The following is an 18,814-nucleotide window of genomic DNA, read 5'->3' as shown; positions in this document are numbered from 1 at the left end:
GGTCGAGACAAAAGACCTTCAGCATAAACTTTTAGTCCCCTCGATTTGGATTCGAGAAAATCATTCACCACTAGTGAGTTTGATGGACACGAATTTAAATTTGATTTTTGAGCCATCCATTTTGGAAGATTATCAATATTTGATCAGAGAAGATATGATTGAAAAAATTGGCCGGATCAGTAAACAATTGGATAGGCAAAATAAAATTTTGATTGTTCGTTCTGCTTGGAGATCTTACGAACATCAAAAACTTTTATGGGAATCCAAATTTGCATACTACCACAAAAAACATCCCGAAAAATCGAAAAGTGAAATCAAAGAAGCTATAAGCTATTTTATCGCTCCCCCGACCATGTCCATGCATGCGACAGGCGGAGCGGTAGATGCCTTGATTTATGACAAACTTGAAGACGGTGTGATGGATTTTGGAACCAACAACGGTTTGGAAATCGACCTTTCAAAAAAGTGTTATCCCTACCATCCGGATATTAGTGCTAAAGCCAAAAAAAATAGGTCTTTGATGATTGGTCTATTCGAAGACGAAGATTTTGTGTGTGACTTGAAGGAATATTGGCATTTTGATTACGGCAATGTGGTTTGGGCCATTGAAAAAGAAAAGGAATATGCTATTTATGGGCCCATAACTTAGACGTGCGGACCCACTAAATGAAAATACAAATTCAACTATTATTTGCACAACCCTTGGATTGATCTCCCAATTAGAACCAAAAAACGTTTGTTGGATAATAATTATTTCATAATACGAAATAAAAAAGAGGGCGAAAGCCCTCTTTAAATTCCTGGTCACTAGGAAAACCGTATTAATTTTAAGGCACTATGCCTACGGTGATTTTTCCAACTATCATGACGGGACAATGGCCTGTCAATAATGATATTACTGTCTTGAGTTCCTTTTTTTGTCTGCTTCATTATTCCTTCTCGATTTACTTGTTGCGATGGGTGCAATACGCATCCTTATCTACACATATAATAAGACGTAAAGATAGTCGAAATGTTACGCTATTAGGGCAAATTTAACATGATGCTAAGACATATAAAATGGGCAGTAAGAGCTATTTTATAACCTAAAATCTTGACATTGTCGACCTGCCGATAAAACCCTCCAAAAGTGCTATAAACCCATATAGCTGTTACCCATTCTTAGGGCGTCTTGTTGGAGCTTAAAATGCCCTTTGGGTTTAAAATAGTCTTCCACTATGGGCAAATGGTCCAATGCTTTCTTTTATACTGAAATCACTTCTTTTTTAAAGCAACAAACCTTTAAGGAGCTAGACTCAAGACGAATAGCGTCATATCCCCACTTTACAATGTGTGATTTATGTAAGATTGTCTTGGATTAGTACAACATGCTTGGATACGTGAAATCCTATCTTTATAGTTAAACCTGATTATTATGGATAATAACCCTATGGGTGAGCTGAAAAATGTATTGAAAAAAGGGCAAAAGAGAAATCTAATCATTATTGCCATATTGGTGGTATTGCTTTTTGCATTTAAACCATGGGTTCAGATTGGTGCGGGTGAGCGAGGAGTTGTCCAGAATTTTGGCGCCGTACAGGACAAAGTGTTGAATGAAGGAATCCACTTCAAAATACCAATAGTGCAGACCGTCATTTTAATGGATGTAAAAATTCAAAAAGCAATGACAGATGCAGCTTCTTCATCCTCCGATTTGCAGGATGTGGATTTATCCGTGGCCCTCAATTATCACATCATACCCGATAAAGCAAATTTGGTATATCAAACTATAGGTGTGGAATTCAAAGAACGTATTATTGACCCCGCCATTCAAGAGGTAATGAAAGCGGTGTCTGCCAGATATACTGCCGAGGAATTGATTACCAAGAGGCCGGCCGTGAGTACCGAAATGCAACAAGCGCTCACTTCGAGATTGCTGGCATCGAACATAGCGGTTGACGCTTTTTCGATTATCTCATTTAGTTTTTCCCAAACCTTTACCGATGCCATTGAGGCAAAGCAGACTGCTGAGCAAAATGCATTGAAGGCAAAGAGAGACCTGGACAGGATAAAAGTCGAAGCAGAGCAGACCATAGCTGCGGCAACAGCCGAGGCCGAGGCATTACGGTTACAAAAAATGAATATTTCACCGGACCTGATTGAACTCAGGAAGATCGAAGCAAATCTTAAGGCCATAGAAAAATGGAACGGGATTTTACCTGAGGTAACAGGTGCAGGCGCAATTCCATTTATTGGGGTAGGTGATGCAATTAAAAACTAATGATGAGAATGTCTTTGGATTTGAATGCAGGATCCATGATTACGATGCTATTGTTTATTCACTTGACATTGGGCATCATTAGAGGGCTATATAGATATCATATGATTGAAAAATACCAATATAATTACTATGGCGACCACTCCATGAAGCTTATAGGCAAACTAGCGCACAACTGGCTGAATGGCACTTTCAGTTCAACTACTTTCTTCCTTTCAGCTTCCTTGACCATTGTGGTATTTTTATTCTTCAATGTATGAATGACTTAACAACACAAGGAAGCAACCATGGGATTCAATTATTATTGGATACGAAATGCTATCTGTAAGCATGCCACAACACGTATCATTTAAAACCTAGTGATTTTATTGAATCGACTATTGGTAAGACTTTAAAACCTCTGAACTTCGCGATATAGGGTGAAAAAGTTGATGGATCAACCATGGTTAGCACTAAAAATTTTGGTTAATGCCCCAAACTTCGGAAACATCACTTTTAAAGATGTTGCCCTGGCGCAAGCTTTTGTAAGCGAATCACTGTGGATGTTTCCTTGATATCATCTTCCCAAACACGAACATTCTCAATAAACGAGATGATAAAATTTTCTCCAATGTGTTTATCCTCATGTAGTGGATACTTTTCAAGTATAACCGATAGAATCTCATCGAAGACAACTATTTCTTCCATACCCAATGCTGTTTTCCCACAAAATGAATATCCATCCTCAACACGCCCAAGAAAGACCCCTTCTATTTTTTTTATTTGGCTTGTTCCTTGGGGAGGGAAGATGGCCAATGGGATAAGAGATATAAAGAATAGCATTGTACGAATCATTTTCTTGATGTCTTTAAAAGGCAGTTTAACTGTTAGAGTTTAGGTTCAAGTACCCTCCTGCTATCCGGATATTTCGCTTATTTTTAAATCTAGATAGGCAACAATCGATGGTTAGTTGCGGTTACTGATAAAGAAAACAAACAAGATGTAAAATGCCATCTTTAAAGATGGCATTTTAACTGATACGAAAATTAGAGGTTTTTTAGGCCAATTCCACATTTACCGCGTTCATTCCCTTTTCGCCTCTTTCTAACGTAAATTTCACCTTATCATCCTCACGGATTTCATCTACTAGACCACTTTGGTGTACAAAGACGTCCTCATCGGAATCTACGGGTTTGATAAAGCCAAAACCTTTGGCGCTATTGAAAAATTTTACTGTTCCTTCTTTCATTACTTTATATTTATTGTTTACTATTTTATTTAATACTTGCTTTATAATACTCATTTTATTTACTTTTTTGTTATTCAAATTGGACCCTTATTGTATGGGAATGGGCCGCACTTTCCCCAATCTGCGCAAAATTCCGATATGACCCATAATCGCAGCGGCAAATGTCCGTTTTGTTTGATAGGGCATCCCGAATTCCCTGGCCGTATCCGCTACTATACTGGACAGATTTTTATAATGTATATGACAGATATTTGGCAGCAGGTGATGTTCTATCTGGTAGTTTAATCCTCCTATCAACCATGAAAAAAAACGGCTTTTAGGTGAAAAATTTGTGGTGGTTGCTAATTGGTGAGTGGACCAATCCCCTTCAACTACTCCATCCGCATCCGGTAGGGGAAATTCAGTGCCGGGCATAATATGTGCCACTTGAAATATGATACTTATAAGCAGGCCTGTTACAAAGTGCATGCTAAGAAATGACAAGATGATTATCCATGGAGCCATTGGCACCATTAACAATGGTATGATCAAGGCATAGGAATAGTACAAAAGCTTCCAGCCGACTATCTTTATTATTTGATTTCTAAATTCATTCTTTTTATCGAGGAACCCCATCTTCCTATAGCGGACAAGTCGGATAAAATCCTTGGCGGTGACCCATGAAATTGTGGACAGACCGTAGAAGAACCATACATACAAGTGTTGGAACCTGTGCAGCCTATTTTTTGGGGCATGGGGCGAGAAACGTAGAAAAAAGGGCGCATTTATATCATCATCCGCTCCTTCTATATTGGTATAGGTGTGATGCAGTACATTGTGTTGGATTTTCCAAACAGTAGCATTCGCACCGATGAGGTTCATGGTGTAGCCCAAGTATTTGTTTACTTTTTGATGCTTGGAATACGAGCCATGTATGGCATCATGCATGATGCCCATGCCAATTCCCGCCATCCCTATTCCACTTGTGATGTACAGCATGAAAAGTAGCCATGGACTGCCCACAAGGCCAATATTGATCATGACCAATGGAGCGAAGAACAAGGTTAGCATTGCTATGGTCTTTATGACCATGCTCTTGTTGGCATGCTTACTGATGTTGTTTGTTCTGAAGTAATCGTTTACCCTCTTTCTCAAGGTCTTTGAGAAATCGGTGTTTGTTCGTTTTGAGAATTTTGGATTTTTGATACTGCTACTAATTTTGTTTTGAATCCTGTTTAGCCTAAGGCCTTAAGAATCATGGATAAGCATAAAAAACTTGAGGTAGGTGGAGAAAATCTAATTGTGAAGACTTGTCTTGTTGTGAAAACTGTATCCCAACCGCACTTGCTACCCTGCGTTTAGCTTAAAATTGTTTTTGCAATATTGCTTTAAAAACGAAGAGAGCTGAAATGAATTGAGAATATTGGAAGACTGAACTGATTAGGGCTTTCTGAATTTTAACTTCACAAAGATACCCGTAATTTGTGTAACATAACCCAATTATATGTTAAATACTGATATTCAATATTTTAAGATATATAATATAGGTAACAAACAAAAGTTGGAATTTGGATTATTAGCGTGTTTTTTAGGCGTTTCTATTCAAGGCCGATTTACAGGACAACATTCTGAATTGAATATCTTCCAAAGGTTTAAGTCCCATTCCTGGTCTCATTTAGTAGTTTCGTTAATTAGGCTTTTACGGGACTGTATTTATAAGGGAAAGTTGTCTAGATAGGTTCTAGAAGAATTCAGCCAAAGCTTTTTGTATTTTCCATATATCATTAACCATAGCTTGGCTTTGGAAAAGTTCGGAAGAAGCAAGAGGGTAACACGCTGAAGCAAGGTTATTTCTCACAATACATTGAAAAACAATGTATTAACATTTTATCGTTTTTATTTCCTCCTTGCTTTTTCATAAAAAACCTTAGCAGCACCCATTTTATGGTGAATTTTTTCATAAAAAAGGCAATTCAAGATGTGTCATTGTCATGACAACCTTGCTTTTTCTCCCGATGGTCGCAAAAGAAAAAAGATTTATCCTACTAGGAACAGAGCGAGCGAAACAAAGTTTCGTGCTGCAAGGCCCAAATCCTTACCAAACTAATCTGCTTGCGAGGTATAGCTAGTTCTAGGGATGATTTTCGAAATTTTACAGCAAATTTTTTCAATGTTTACTGGGGTTTCAAGCGTTTTTACAGTAAACTTTTTAGACACCTTTTTTACATAATCCGTTAAAAAAGAGGCTAAACGGCTTATTGTCAGGGAGATACATCAATCGCTTAAACTAGCAACGTCGCTTTAGCGCGTTGCCCTCTTGCTATTCAAACTTTATCCACTTCGCTACTAAACTTGGAATACTTTCAAAATGTAATCCACTAGAAAAAAGTAGGTTGCGCCCTAATGGATTTTTGCTTTACGCTTACCTATCGGGACGCTACAAAAACCCATCAGGATCCATGCGCAAAAGTTAGGGGTAAGATTTGGGGGATTTTGTTAAGCAACAATCCGCTCGTTAGCTTCATCTAAGGTGATGTTGTCAAAACGTTTTAAATAAATTTCGGTTGTTTTTAGGGAACTATGTCCGAGACCTTCGCTAATAATAGCAGTTGATATCCCCATAAATTTTGCTATTGTTGCCCAAGAATGACGAATAGTATATGTTGTGAAATGTTGATTAATTTCTGCATCGAAAGCAATAATTTTAAGCCTTTCGTTTACTCTTCGTCTAATAGTTTTATACTTCTCATACTTTGCTGTACTACCATCGTAATTTGCTGGAAATAGAAAGTCATCATCTGATTTGTGTGTTAGATAATGAGTTAGAATTTCTTTTAGCTCTGAAGTGAGTTTTACTGATAATGGGTCACCTGTTTTACTTCTTCCATAAAAAATTCTATCCTGTCTCACATTTGATTTTTTTAATTTTACCAGGTCTATCAAGTTCATTCCCCTGCAATTAAACATAATCATAACATAGTTTCTTGCGTGCCATAACGCAGAATCTTTTTTATATTTCAATTTGCGTATTTTTAAAAAATCGTCTTTCGAAATTGCCCTCTTTTTAGTTTGATTTGAAGACGGAATCTTATAGCGGTGGAAAGGGTTCTTAATAACGTCAATTCTATCTTCGTTAATAGCTGCATTGTATATTGCCCTGATAGCTCTTAGGACTGAACTTATGCTATTTGGTTTTAGACCTTTTGATTCTTTTTCAATTTGAAAATCTTTGAGCATACTTACATTCAATTGGTCTAGTCTTAAATCTTGATTATTATTGAATTTTATAAAAGCTTTTATTCCATTGAGATACCATTCAGCTGAGCTTGGTTTGTTTGTTTTCAGTTTTCTATCTACGATGACTTGCCCCCAAACCTTTAAAGTTAATCCGTTTGAAAGTTTACCTTTAAGCGATGGACTTATCTGTTCCTCCCATTTATGTTTGATTTCTGCTACCAAAGTATCTATATCCATATATTGAATAGCATCTCCAAGTTCATTTATCAAGCTTCGCGCAACATGCAGTTTGTCATAAAGAATTTGGTTTACTTGGGAACAATCGATATTCTTATTTACCAATACTGAGCGTTTTAGACAAAAGGAATTTACATCCCAGCCATTTTTTGAAGTTTCATACGGCAATCGAATGATTCTTGGCTTAATATGAAACACTCTTAATGCAATTGGATACAATTTAGAAATTGCATTTTTTGATGATTTTCGAGTGTCCAATATGAGCCTAACTTTAGCCATTTTCACTGCTTAAATTACTTCAAGGTAGGAATAAAAATGCACAGTTTGTGCACACTTTTGTATGGTTTCAGCTGATATCATATGAATGCAAATTCGATTAAAATCGAGTTAACATGTTGAAAATCAAAAAATAAGATGAAATTTCAATTTTTGGATTACTCTAGATTTGAAGACTGGCAGGCAAGAGGTCACCGGTTCGACTCCGGTATTCTCCACAAATAAGCGCAGGAATGCGGTAAGATTAAAAACAGGTAGCAGCCCATCAAGTTTATTTGAATGGGCTGTGTTGTTTTTGAGCTTCTGGGGCCAAAGGCCACAGCTTACTGCATTTTCAACATGGGAGATGATCCGGAGCAGCAAAGCTACCCCGGTATTCTCCACAAATAAGCGCAGAAACTTTAGCGATGAAGAATTGCAGGAAACCGCCAAACTTGTTTGAGCGGTTTTTTGTTTTCCTTGGCGCCAGGGTTTGTAGGTAAAATGCTGCACTGACCTAAATCATATGTCTTTTCATTTTTGCTATTTAATTTTAAAACGTTTAAGATTAAATACAATCAGATATGAAACATATTCTACTGCCCACTGATTTCTCCGAGAATTCATGGAACGCTATACGGTATGCATTGTCAATGTTTAATAAAACAGCATGTTCCTTTTATATCCTCACGGTGAATATAATCCCTTCATTTAGCGGGGCACAAAGCAATGTCCAGTTCAATCAGGAAAAACTAAGAAAAAATATTTTAAGGCAAAGTGAGGCCGACTTACAGCATTTACTAAAAAGGATTCATAAGCACTTGCCAGATAATAATCACAAATTCAACACAGTTGCTGTATATGGCTCTTTTATTGACACGGTACAAAGAATGGTTATAAAGCATAAAATAGAGCTGATTGTAATGGGAACAAAAGGCGCTACAGGGCTAAAAAAGATCATTGTCGGCAGCAATACGGCAGCTATCATCTCAAAAGTAGATTGTCCGTTGTTGGCAGTTCCTGAAAATGCCTGCTACAAAAAACTACGGGAAATAGCTTTCGCTACAGATTTTAAGGTGGCTTACAATCATAAGATGTTAGACACTCTTAAAGAAGTGGTGAACCTGACCAGGACACCTCTAATAATTTTAAATGTTTTGGAAAAAGAAAAAGATCTTAATGACCAGCAAACATTGAACAAAGAGTTTTTGACTGATTACTTTAAGGACCTTGAGCATAACTTCTATACGCTATCCAAATCTGGGGTAGATGAGGCGGTGCAATGTTTTGCAGAAAGCAGGGATATTGATATGATTGTCATGTTGGCAAAAAACAGGAGTTTCCTGCAAAAAATATTGATTAGGCCCACAGTACAACATTTCAGCTACCATTTAGATCTCCCATTTTTAGTATTGCATGAATAAAACATAGGGATCGGTATTGTTATAAATGTGTTGTTGAAGTAGTATCTATAAAGATTTCAGATGATATCTGTTAACTGATGAAGGTCATTTTCTCTGTTTTTCTTAGTCACTACATTTGTTTTCATCTGCTAATATGGTGATAAATCAAATCCTTAATTTAAAACAACAAATTATGTATGGTAAAAACAATATTTTGTGCAAGCTGTCCAATTATTTTCTGATGTTATTCTTATTATGTGGGGGCTTATTTATAAGCAGTTGCAACCAGCAGTCACGTGGATTTGCCTTACCTGCAGGGGATATTGAAGAAGGAAAAGCCACATATAAAAGGTTGGCCTGTAATGAATGTCATAGTATTTCTGAGATTGAGTGGAAGGGAGGAGTTGATAGTCTTCAAATTCAGCTCGGTGGTGACGTAACTATCGAGAAATCCTATGGAGGCCTGGTCACTTCAATTATAAATCCTTCTCACAAAATTGCATTTCGCTACAAACGAAAAAATTCTCCTGAAATTACCGAAGAAGGCCTTTCAAAGATGAAGAACTACAATGAAGTTATGACGGTTCAGGAACTCGTTGATCTGGTTACATTTCTTCAATCGGAATATGAAGTAAGCCCGCCATCAACGCATTACTATCCGTATTATTGAGAAGCTGAGGAGCACATAAAGTTTAGAGCGGAAATAGTTCAGAAGGAGGTCAATGTTGAATTAATCGGCGAATACATCTATTTACAAAACTCTTGAAAAGCCATCCTTAAAAGATGGCTTTTTTACGTCTCATTTCCTGTTTTTATGACTCATAATAAATTTTAACTTTGAACAAAGCAATAAATCTTAACAAAATGAAATCCAAAATTATCCTCTTAGTCCTTGGCGCGGTTGTAATACTAGCTAGTTGCCAGCCAGTTGCATCAAAAGCTAGTTCGCAAATTAAAAAAGGCATGATTAAAGTAACGATATTATACCCGAACGCTGATGGGAAAACATTTGACATGGATTACTATTCTAATAAGCACATGCCAATGGTTGCCAATTTGCTGGGCGACTCTTTAAAACTTTTAGCGATAGATGAAGGAGTAGCAGGCAGGACACCTGATGAACCTATTCCATACCTGGCTATTGGATATTTATATTTTGACAAACTTTCGGCCTATCAGAATTCATTCGGGCCCAATGCTGAAAAAATACTAAACGATATCCCTAATTATACTAACATTCAACCAGTAGTTCAAATTAGTGAGGTTTTGGAATAACAAAATAATAGTTAATTAGTCCATAACGGTAATTACTACCACAGTGGTTATTATCCAGCTTAGATTCCTGATCTAGTCTTTCTTCACCCGCAATACAAGTACAGGAATACGGGCAGAAAATTCAGATTTGGGAATGGTGTTTTTCTCCCAAAGAGTTTTAAAAAACCCTCGTTTGCGTCTAAACACACAAAGCAAATCAGGCTGATAGGATTGAAAATGCTCCAGTACACCCAAATAGGTATTGGCATGCTCCGTAATAGATACCTGTGAGCTAATATCCATTAGCTCGGTATTAATCTTCAAATCATCGTCAGTATATCCCGGGTTCTTGACCAATAACAGATTTACCTTGGATTGGAACAAACTCTTGATGATTATAAGTGGTTCCAGTGCCCTGCTTTTTTTCAAAACCCCAGAACCGAAAGCGGTAAGGATATTCTTAAAGGGAGTAAATGTAGATCCCTTAGGGACAATTAGTGCCGGAATATTTGTTTTCTTAACTATAGCCCCAGTTGCAGGCCCCAGATAAAGTTCTTCCTTAATATCATTACTTCTAGGCGCCATTATCATCAGGTCTATTCCCAGTTCTTTATCAATCTGCTTGAGACCGTCTGAAAGTTCTCCCCTATATGTGGCAATTTTTATATCCACTCCTTTGGCATTAACCTTTTCAATTACCTCTTTAAGATGTTCTTTGACATTTTTGGCTACTTTTTCCCCAATATTGGCCAAACTTCCTCGGCCAACAGCAACACTGAAAACTTCCATTACAAATATATTGGCAGAAAATTCCAAGGCAAAATCAACCGCGTATTGCAGTGTTTCATGAGAGTTAGGAGAAGTTCCTATGGGCACTAGAATATTCTTCATAGGGTTTACGATTTAATGATATAAATTTACAGGCCAAAACCAAATATACAAATGATCCGTCGAGCAAAGATACTCGAAATACCTGAGATTCTTAGTATTGCAATGGCCTGTGCAAAAGATATGATAAATAAGGGGATCTATCAATGGAATAGCGACTATCCTTCACAGGCGGCTTTTAAAAATGATATACAACGGAAAGAATTGTATGTCCTGGAAATCAATGGAAAAATTAAAGGTATGATCACAATAACCACCATCAAAGATGAAGAGTATATGCCAGTAGCATGGTTAACTTCCACAGATAATGCTATGTATATACATAGATTAGGAGTCGACCCGGAATTTCAGGGTATGGGATACGCTCAACAACTTATGAATTATGCGGAAGATTATGCCAAAGTCTCTGGCTTTGCATCGGTTAGACTGGATACTTTCAGTAGAAACAAAAGAAATCAAAAATTTTATGAACAGCGTGGGTATCAAAAGTTGAGCGACATCTATTTTCCTAAACAGAGTAAATACCCTTTTCATTGCTACGAACTAGTATTTTAAGTTTATCCATTTGAAAACCATCATAACCCTTAAAAGTATTAACAAGTTAGCCATCCCGGCAACAATTGCCGGAATTGCGGAGCCCATTTTGTCTATCACAGATACGGCTATTGTAGGGAATATCCCCGAAAATGGATTAGAATCGCTAGCAGCGGTAGGGATCGTTGGTTCCTTCCTTTCCATGCTGATCTGGATTCTGGGGCAGACCAGAAGCGCAATATCAGCAATTATATCCCAATATTTGGGGGCAGGAAAATTAGATCAGGTTAAAGCATTACCTGCACAGGCTATTTATTTCAATGTGGGTTTAAGCATCATTATTCTCCTCTCTACTGTCTTTGTGGTTGAAGAAATTTTTGTGCTGTTAAATGCTACGGGGACTATTCTGGAATATTGTATTTCCTATTACGCCATACGGGTTTGGGGATTTCCGCTTACGCTTTTTGTGTTTGCAGTAATGGGGATTTTCAGAGGCCTACAAAATACTTATTGGCCCATGTTAATTGCCATAGTAGGCGCTCTATTGAATGTTTTGCTAGACTTCATTCTGGTGTATGGTATAGAAGGTCTGCTTCAACCAATGCATCTGGAGGGAGCTGCATGGGCCAGTTTAATATCACAAGGAGTGATGGCTATTATGGCCTTCATCCTATTGTTGGCAAAAACAGATATCAGCCTTAAACTTAAGCTCCCTTTACACCCGGAATTTGGCAGATTAGTGGTTATGAGCCTGAATCTTTTTGTCCGTGCATTGGCTTTAAATGTTGCTCTTATCCTTGCGGTAAGAGAAGCCACTGCCCTGGGCGATAAATTCATTGGTGCACACACCATCGCAATTAATCTCTGGTTATTTGCCGCATTTTTTATAGATGGTTACGGAGCGGCCGGGAATATAATGGGAGGAAAACTCCTGGGTGCAAAGGACTATAACGGCTTATGGAAACTTGCAAAAAAAATAATGCTCTACGGTGCAATGGTCAGTCTCTTTCTGGCCGTCATGGGATTTGTCTTTTACCGGCCGATAGGACGTATATTTTCTAATGAAGCTATAGTTTTGGAAACCTTCTATTCTATATTTTTTATTGTAATCCTTGGACTCCCCATGAATACTATGGCATTTGTTTTTGACGGCCTTTTTAAGGGATTGGGGGAAATGAAGTATTTGCGCAACGTATTGCTAACAGCCACCTTTTTAGGATTTGTGCCCGTACTATTTCTTGGGAAATACCTCAATTGGGGACTCTATGGCATCTGGGTTGCATTTGTTATATGGATGTCTATCCGTGGCGGGGCACTGGTTTGGAAGTTTAGGCGAAAGTTTCGTCCCCTCTTGCAAAAGGTTTAATTTTGATAAAAATAGCGTAGTATGGTCACCGACAGGCAAAATGGAAGTCTTTATACAAAAATAGACGGGGGTATTGCAACTGTGGAATTTGGTCATCCGGCAAGTAATTCTTTTGTATCGGAATTGTTAGAAAGGCTGACAAAGGAAATAACAATGCTTTCGGATAATGAAAAAGTACATCTGATAGTTCTAAAGTCTGAGGGAGACAGGGCATTCTGCGCCGGAGCTTCTTTTGAAGAATTAGTTGCAATTGCTACTCCTGAACAAGGGAAAAAGTTCTTTAGTGGCTTCGCGAATCTGATCAATGCTATTCGCAAATGCCGCCAGCCAGTAATTGCAAGAGTTCAAGGGAAATCTGTAGGTGGGGGAGTTGGATTAATTGCCGCTTGCGATTATGTTTTTGCAACGGAAGCTGCTGCTATTAAACTTTCGGAAATTGCTGTAGGAATAGCTCCCCTGGTAATTGCGCCAGCAGTAGAACGCAAAATGGGTAAAGCGGCCCTTTCCGAATTGGCCTTTGCGCCAACAAGTTGGAAAAATGCATATTGGGCTAAAGAAAAGGGGCTTTTTTCCCAGGTTTATGACGATATCAAGACCATGGATAAAGAATTGTTCTATTTCACGGAAAAATTGGCCTCTTACAATCCGGAAGCCCTGGTGAAAACAAAAAAAGTATTGTGGGAAGGCACAGAACATTGGGATAGTCTGCTTACGAAGCGAGCCGAAATGTCTGGCATGCTAGCACTGTCTCCCAAGACCAAAAAGGCCCTGGAAAAATTTAAAAAGTAATTGGAATGAATATTATAGACTATCTAAATGGGGATATGGTATTTCCGCTACTAGCACTTTTTGTGGTAGTAGTATATGTAGTTAACCGGATACGCTCAAAAAGAAAATTTAAAAGATAAAAGCCTGGTGGACAAAATAAAAATTCTTATCGCTCTTTTGATCCTTGCCGGAGCAAGTAGTTGCAGGAATAATAATACCGTTCCAGATATAATTCCGAAAAAACAATGGTATAAGGGAAATCTGCATACCCATTCATATTGGAGCGATGGTGATGAATTCCCAGAGGTAATCCTTGACTGGTACAAAACTCGAGGATATCAATTTGTCTCCTTATCAGACCACAATACCCTGGCTGAAGGTGAGAAGTGGAAAGCAATACCTGCTGATTCTGTTTACCAAAATGCCTTTAACGCATATTTAGCTACCTATGGTTTGGATTGGGTGAACTATAAAATTGAATCCGGACAAACTTATGTGAAACTAAAAACATACCAGGAATATCGGGATTTGACCGAAGAGAAAGATAAATTTTTGGTCATTCAGGCTGAAGAGATTACAGACAAATATGAGGACAAGCACTTACATATGAATGCTACCAATATTCAGGAGAGAATTGATCCCCAGGGAGGAAATAGTGTATCCGAGGTCCTGCAAAACAATTTGGACCAGGTGATTGACCAGAGCAAAAGGACTGGTGTCCCGATACTTCCACATATAAATCATCCTAACTTCTTTTATAGCATAAGCCTGGAAGATATGTATTCCCTTGAAGGGGAGCGTTTTTTTGAAGTATATAATGGGCATCCCATGGTACACAATATGGGGGATTCTACGCACATTTCAACAGAGGAAATGTGGGACCTGATTAACATTTCCTATATTGAAAAAAAGAAACCCATAATGTATGGTTTGGCAACGGACGATTCTCACCATTATCACAAGAAAGGCAAGAAATGGAGCAATGCGGGAAGGGGTTGGGTTATGGTACAGGCAGATACCCTCTCGGCAGCTTCTTTAATCAACGCGATGGAAGAAGGGAAATTCTATGCAAGTACAGGCATTACCCTAAATACATTAAAATTTGAGAATAATATCCTTTCTATACAGGTGGCCGGTGAACCCGGCATTAGCTACTCAATAGACTTTATTGGGTTGAAAAAGGGCAACTCAAAGACCAGTGTATTAAAATCTGTGTCAGGTATAAATGCCAACTTTGAATTGACAAACGACATAGAATTTGTAAGGTGCAAAATTACCTCATCAAAGCTCCATGATAATCCTATTGAAAATATAGCCCATGAAATGGCATGGACACAACCTTTGTTAAGGCTCCAGGAGTAGTTAATTTTAACCTCATGATTAATTAGAAATTGCATTTGAAGAAACCCTACATCTAACTCTAAATTGATATATGGACATCATAAGAATCACGAAACAATTTACCTTCGAAACAGGGCATGCCTTATATGGATATGATGGAAAATGCAGAAATGTACATGGCCACAGTTACAAACTTTCAGTTACCGTAATTGGGGTTCCCATTAAAGATAGTGACGATGTCAAACTAGGAATGGTCATAGATTTCGGAGATCTGAAAAAGATTGTCAAAGAGGAAGTGGTAGACCCTTTTGACCACGCCACCGTATTCAACAAAAATACTCCACATATAGAATTGGCAAAGGAACTGCAAGACAGGGGTCATAAAGTTATTCTTGCCAATTATCAGCCAACAAGCGAAAATATGGTCATAGATTTTGCGGCTAAGATCAGTGCCCGGTTACCCCAGAATATCCAGCTTCATTCACTAAAGTTAAGAGAAACAGAAACCGCTTATGCAGAATGGCATGCTGCTGACAACTAAAATTGCCCGGGAGCTATAAAGGCACTTTGCTTATCTTTACATTTAAATGAAAAGTATTACTATTCCGGCGGGTAAAAAGGTCTATTTCGCCAGCGACAATCATTTGGGTGCTCCTAATCAGGAGCAAAGCAGGCCCCGTGAAATGAAATTCGTAAGTTGGTTAGACCATATAAAGCAGGATGCCGCTGCTATTTTCTTGGTCGGAGATCTTTTTGATTTCTGGATGGAATACAAAACGGTAGTCCCAAAGGGTTTTACCAGAACTTTAGGTAAACTGGCAGAAATTACAGATTCTGGCATCCCGGTGTATTATTTTGTTGGCAACCATGATTTATGGATGAACGGCTACTTCGAGGAAGAACTTAACATCCCTGTATTTCACAAGCCTCAACAATTTAAACTCAATGATGCTTCGTTCTTTATTGGGCATGGTGATGGGCTGGGGCCCGGAGATAAGGGCTATAAACGCATGAAAAAGGTATTTACTAATCCTGTTGCTAAATGGTTTTACAGATGGCTGCACCCGGATTGGGGTGTAAAATTAGCCCAGTATTTTTCTGTAAAAAATAAGCTTATTTCCGGTGATGAAGACATAAAGTTTCTTGGAGAAGACAAGGAATGGTTAGTACAATATGCAAGGCGTAAATTAGATACCAAGCATTATGATTATTTTGTCTTTGGACACAGACACCTCCCTCTGGAAATTGCCCTGGAACAGCATTCGAAATATGTCAATTTAGGAGATTGGATTTCATACTACACATATGCTGTCTTCGATGGCAGTGCGCTCAGTTTAGAGAAGTATTGAGTCTGTTTTTAAAGATCTAGTATCCTGGATAAACTCAATTCAAACAATGTCCCTGCCACCAAATCTTTTATTTCAAGCAATTCTTTCTTACTCATCACTAAAGATACCTGATCTGCAGGTGTGTCTAAAAGCAGCCCCCTGCAAGTATCACTATCAGTACAATCCAGGCATGAATAAGAGTTATCCAAACTGTTTTTGATGCATTGTGAAAACTTTTTCAATTCGTCTTCTGTAAGCAGGAATCCTGTATCCCTGAAAACCATCTGAATTTTAGACACATCTCTCCCGGTACTGGTTTTCCATTGGAATGTAATACCAAACTTATTGTAATAAATAGGATGAATATCTTGCATATACTAACATAGAGATAATCAAATATACAGTAAATTTATTATTTATAATCATTCTAAATAATAAAATTGGTATAATTTGTTCTCCGCTATACTATCTCAAATCTTTCAACTTAAGCTGCAGGCTTTTTGTTCCTTGCCACTCGTTTTCTTCAATAGTAAAGACGGCAGCAAAGGGTTTTCCACTCCTTACAGTGGCTAATTTGTTCCCTAAATTAAATCCTATGGTATTGATTGGTCTTCCCCCATTTTGAAAAACAGCTGATTTCAGATGCTTGTTTTCTTCTCCCACTCCTCTTGCGTATCCAGAATCTCTAAGGTCCTCTGCCATGAAAACCGGCGCCATATTACCGGGGCCAAATGGGGCAAATTGACCAATAATCCTGTACAATTTCGGGCTAATATCCTCCAAATTAATACGAGCATCTATAAGTAGTTCTGGTGTCATTAGTGCCGGATCTATGGTTTCGGCGACTACTTTTTCAAAATTGCTTTTAAAAGCATTGTATTTTTCTTCCAATAATGTGAGCCCGGCGGCATATTTATGCCCCCCAAACTGTTCAATATGTTCGGAACAGCCCTGGAGTGCATTATATACATCAAAGCCTTTTACGGAGCGTGCTGAGGCCGCCAGCTTATCGCCACTTTTGGTAAATACCAGGGTAGGTCTGTAATAGGTCTCTGTTAATCTGGAAGCTACTATTCCGATTACTCCTTTGTGCCAGCTATCTTTATAAACCACAGATGTGAAATTATTTTCTTCCCTGTTTTTTTGTATCTGTTCCAGGGCTTCATGAGTAATTACTTTATCGAGCCCTTTACGATCTGTATTGTATTGCTCAATATCTGCAGCTATAAGCTCTGCCTGATTTAAGTCCGTAGCTGTAAGCAGATTTACCGCGTGCTGACCGTGTTTCATTCTTCCTGCTGCATTGATCCGGGGGGCAATGATAAAAACAACATCGGTTATACTAAGTGCGCTCTTCTTGATTTGATTAATAATTGCCTTAAAACCAATCCTGGGTTGTGTATTGAATCTTTTCAACCCATAATAGGCCAACACTCTGTTCTCTCCTGTAATTGGAACAATGTCTGCCCCGATAGCTGTGGCCACCAAATCCATATAAGGAAGAAGCTCTTGTATTCCTTTACCTTTTTTGCTAGCCAGAGCCTGTATTAGCTTAAATCCAACTCCGCAACCACAGAGCTCATCATAAGGATAAGTACAGTCCTCTCTTTTGGGGTCCAGAATGGCAACTGCTTCTGGTAATTTATCGCCTGGGCGGTGATGGTCACAAATTATAAAGTCTATCCCTTTCTCCTTGGCATAAGTTACTTTATCCAAGGCCTTTACACCACAATCTAACGCTATAATAAGGGAGAATCCATTGTCCTCAGCAAAATCTATTCCCTGCCGTGATACCCCGTACCCCTCGGTATACCTGTCCGGGATGTAGGTAGCGATGTTTGGATAACTTTCCAATAAATATGAAGAAAGCAGGGCCACGGCCGTAGTGCCGTCCACGTCATAATCCCCGTATACCAAAATATTTTCGCTATTGGCAATGGCCGTCTCTATCCTTGATACAGCAACTTCCATGTCTTTCATCAGAAAAGGATCATGAAGGTCTGAAAGTTGTGGTCTAAAAAACTCCCTGGCCTTATTGTAATCATCAATCCCCCTTTGAAGTAGCAATTGGGCAACCAGATAATCTACCTTCAGGGTACTGGCTAATGCCGTAACCTGGCTCTTATCTGGTTTAGGTTTAAGTGTCCAATGCATTGATAACTACTAGAAAGTTTAAATAAATGGTTTTTCCCTGCAATTTCATCGCAGTGCGCCTGCCAGACCTTTTGACAGGTTACCGCTTATGAAAGAAGGTCTTAATTTCTAACTCAGCAAAACCTCTGAACATTTCCGTTACCCCGCAGTATTTTTCAATAGACAGATCTACTGCTCGCTGTAACCTCTCTTCTTTAAGTTGCTTCCCGTGAAAATGATACTCGATAGTCACCCCTTTGTAATATTTTGGGTGCTCATCGGTAAGATGACCTATGGTCTCAATGGTAAATTCTTCTACCTCAAGTTTCATTTTACGGATTAGGGCGGCAACATCTAAGCCTGAACAGCCCGCCAAGCTGGATAACATTAAGGCTTTGGGCCGTAATCCCTTGCCTTCTCCACCATCCTCAGGACCAGCATCTATAGTTAAACTAAGTCCGGAAGGGTTGTTGCTTTCGAAGGCCATATTCCCTAGCCATTTGGTGCTGATATGATTTGTTGTGCCCATAATTTTTCGTTTCTTGTAAAAAATAATTTGGTGAATTTAATGAGATCCGGCCAAACCGCAGGATCAATTCAGCTATT

Annotated in this window: 19 protein-coding genes; 11 read left to right on the top strand and 8 right to left on the bottom strand. The window is 38.5% G+C overall.

Annotated elements, in window-relative coordinates; all coding sequences use genetic code 11:
• Positions 1-82 precede the first annotated feature (82 nt).
• Complete coding sequence (locus J1G40_RS01100) at positions 83-649, top strand: D-alanyl-D-alanine carboxypeptidase family protein (RefSeq protein WP_265240426.1); 567 nt, start codon at positions 83-85, stop codon at positions 647-649.
• 765 nt (positions 650-1,414) lie between these two features.
• On the top strand, positions 1,415-2,260 hold the full coding sequence (locus J1G40_RS01095; RefSeq protein WP_265240425.1) for a prohibitin family protein: 846 nt from the start codon (positions 1,415-1,417) through the stop codon (positions 2,258-2,260).
• 492 nt (positions 2,261-2,752) lie between these two features.
• Here the strand turns inward: J1G40_RS01095 and J1G40_RS01090 are convergent, their stop codons facing one another.
• The 4 genes from J1G40_RS01090 to J1G40_RS01075 form a co-directional block, all read right to left on the bottom strand.
• The gene (locus J1G40_RS01090; RefSeq protein WP_265240424.1) at positions 2,753-3,091 is read right to left on the bottom strand and encodes a hypothetical protein; all 339 of its coding nucleotides are present in this window, start codon (positions 3,089-3,091) and stop codon (positions 2,753-2,755) included.
• Between the two features lie 202 nt (positions 3,092-3,293).
• Positions 3,294-3,485, bottom strand: a complete 192-nt coding sequence (locus tag J1G40_RS01085) for a cold-shock protein (RefSeq protein ID WP_265240822.1) — start codon at positions 3,483-3,485, stop codon at positions 3,294-3,296.
• An 87-nt stretch (positions 3,486-3,572) separates the two neighbouring features.
• Positions 3,573-4,619 (bottom strand): acyl-CoA desaturase, encoded by a 1,047-nt coding sequence (locus tag J1G40_RS01080; protein ID WP_321160184.1) that lies wholly within the window; start codon positions 4,617-4,619, stop codon positions 3,573-3,575.
• A gap of 1,341 nt (positions 4,620-5,960) precedes the next feature.
• Positions 5,961-7,217 carry a tyrosine-type recombinase/integrase gene (locus J1G40_RS01075; RefSeq protein WP_265240423.1) on the bottom strand — a complete coding sequence of 419 codons (1,257 nt, stop codon included), beginning with the start codon at positions 7,215-7,217 and terminating at the stop codon, positions 5,961-5,963.
• Between the two features lie 560 nt (positions 7,218-7,777).
• On the opposite strand from J1G40_RS01075, the gene J1G40_RS01070 reads away from it, so the two are divergent.
• From J1G40_RS01070 to J1G40_RS01060, 3 genes are all read left to right on the top strand, one after another.
• Positions 7,778-8,617, top strand: coding sequence for a universal stress protein (locus J1G40_RS01070; protein WP_265240422.1), 840 nt, complete (start codon positions 7,778-7,780; stop codon positions 8,615-8,617).
• A gap of 220 nt (positions 8,618-8,837) precedes the next feature.
• Positions 8,838-9,266, top strand: coding sequence for a hypothetical protein (locus J1G40_RS01065; protein WP_265240421.1), 429 nt, complete (start codon positions 8,838-8,840; stop codon positions 9,264-9,266).
• Positions 9,267-9,460: 194 nt separating this feature from the next.
• Positions 9,461-9,871, top strand: a complete 411-nt coding sequence (locus J1G40_RS01060) for an EthD family reductase (protein WP_265240420.1) — start codon at positions 9,461-9,463, stop codon at positions 9,869-9,871.
• A 72-nt stretch (positions 9,872-9,943) separates the two neighbouring features.
• Here the strand turns inward: J1G40_RS01060 and J1G40_RS01055 are convergent, their stop codons facing one another.
• Positions 9,944-10,741 carry a universal stress protein gene (locus tag J1G40_RS01055; RefSeq protein ID WP_265240419.1) on the bottom strand — a complete coding sequence of 266 codons (798 nt, stop codon included), beginning with the start codon at positions 10,739-10,741 and terminating at the stop codon, positions 9,944-9,946.
• Between the two features lie 51 nt (positions 10,742-10,792).
• Between J1G40_RS01055 and J1G40_RS01050 the strand changes: the two genes are divergently transcribed.
• From J1G40_RS01050 to J1G40_RS01025, 6 genes are all read left to right on the top strand, one after another.
• The gene (locus J1G40_RS01050; RefSeq protein ID WP_265240418.1) at positions 10,793-11,293 is read left to right on the top strand and encodes a GNAT family N-acetyltransferase; all 501 of its coding nucleotides are present in this window, start codon (positions 10,793-10,795) and stop codon (positions 11,291-11,293) included.
• Between the two features lie 10 nt (positions 11,294-11,303).
• On the top strand, positions 11,304-12,638 hold the full coding sequence (locus J1G40_RS01045) for an MATE family efflux transporter (protein WP_265240417.1): 1,335 nt from the start codon (positions 11,304-11,306) through the stop codon (positions 12,636-12,638).
• A gap of 21 nt (positions 12,639-12,659) precedes the next feature.
• Entirely contained in the window at positions 12,660-13,427 is a 768-nt protein-coding gene (locus tag J1G40_RS01040) for an enoyl-CoA hydratase/isomerase family protein (RefSeq protein ID WP_265240416.1), read from the top strand.
• Positions 13,428-13,553: 126 nt separating this feature from the next.
• Positions 13,554-14,768 carry a histidinol-phosphatase gene (locus tag J1G40_RS01035; protein ID WP_265240415.1) on the top strand — a complete coding sequence of 405 codons (1,215 nt, stop codon included), beginning with the start codon at positions 13,554-13,556 and terminating at the stop codon, positions 14,766-14,768.
• A gap of 70 nt (positions 14,769-14,838) precedes the next feature.
• Positions 14,839-15,288, top strand: coding sequence for a 6-pyruvoyl trahydropterin synthase family protein (locus J1G40_RS01030; protein ID WP_265240414.1), 450 nt, complete (start codon positions 14,839-14,841; stop codon positions 15,286-15,288).
• Between the two features lie 46 nt (positions 15,289-15,334).
• Entirely contained in the window at positions 15,335-16,096 is a 762-nt protein-coding gene (locus tag J1G40_RS01025) for a UDP-2,3-diacylglucosamine diphosphatase (protein WP_265240413.1), read from the top strand.
• Between the two features lie 8 nt (positions 16,097-16,104).
• On the opposite strand, the gene J1G40_RS01020 is transcribed toward J1G40_RS01025, so the two are convergent.
• The 3 genes from J1G40_RS01020 to J1G40_RS01010 all read right to left on the bottom strand — a co-directional run bounded on the left by J1G40_RS01020 (position 16,105) and on the right by J1G40_RS01010 (position 18,737).
• Positions 16,105-16,449: a DUF6686 family protein gene (locus tag J1G40_RS01020; RefSeq protein WP_265240412.1), complete on the bottom strand. Its 345-nt coding sequence runs from the start codon at positions 16,447-16,449 to the stop codon at positions 16,105-16,107.
• 91 nt (positions 16,450-16,540) lie between these two features.
• A complete protein-coding gene (gene recJ / locus J1G40_RS01015; protein ID WP_265240411.1) occupies positions 16,541-18,229 on the bottom strand; it encodes a single-stranded-DNA-specific exonuclease RecJ in 1,689 nt (562 codons plus the stop codon).
• Between the two features lie 79 nt (positions 18,230-18,308).
• The gene (locus tag J1G40_RS01010) at positions 18,309-18,737 is read right to left on the bottom strand and encodes an OsmC family protein (RefSeq protein WP_265240410.1); all 429 of its coding nucleotides are present in this window, start codon (positions 18,735-18,737) and stop codon (positions 18,309-18,311) included.
• Positions 18,738-18,814 lie beyond the last annotated feature (77 nt).

This window comes from Muriicola sp. Z0-33 (assembly GCF_026126425.1).
GTDB lineage: Bacteria > Bacteroidota > Bacteroidia > Flavobacteriales > Flavobacteriaceae > JAFMPW01.
This window is presented reverse-complemented; position numbering and strand designations above follow the sequence as displayed.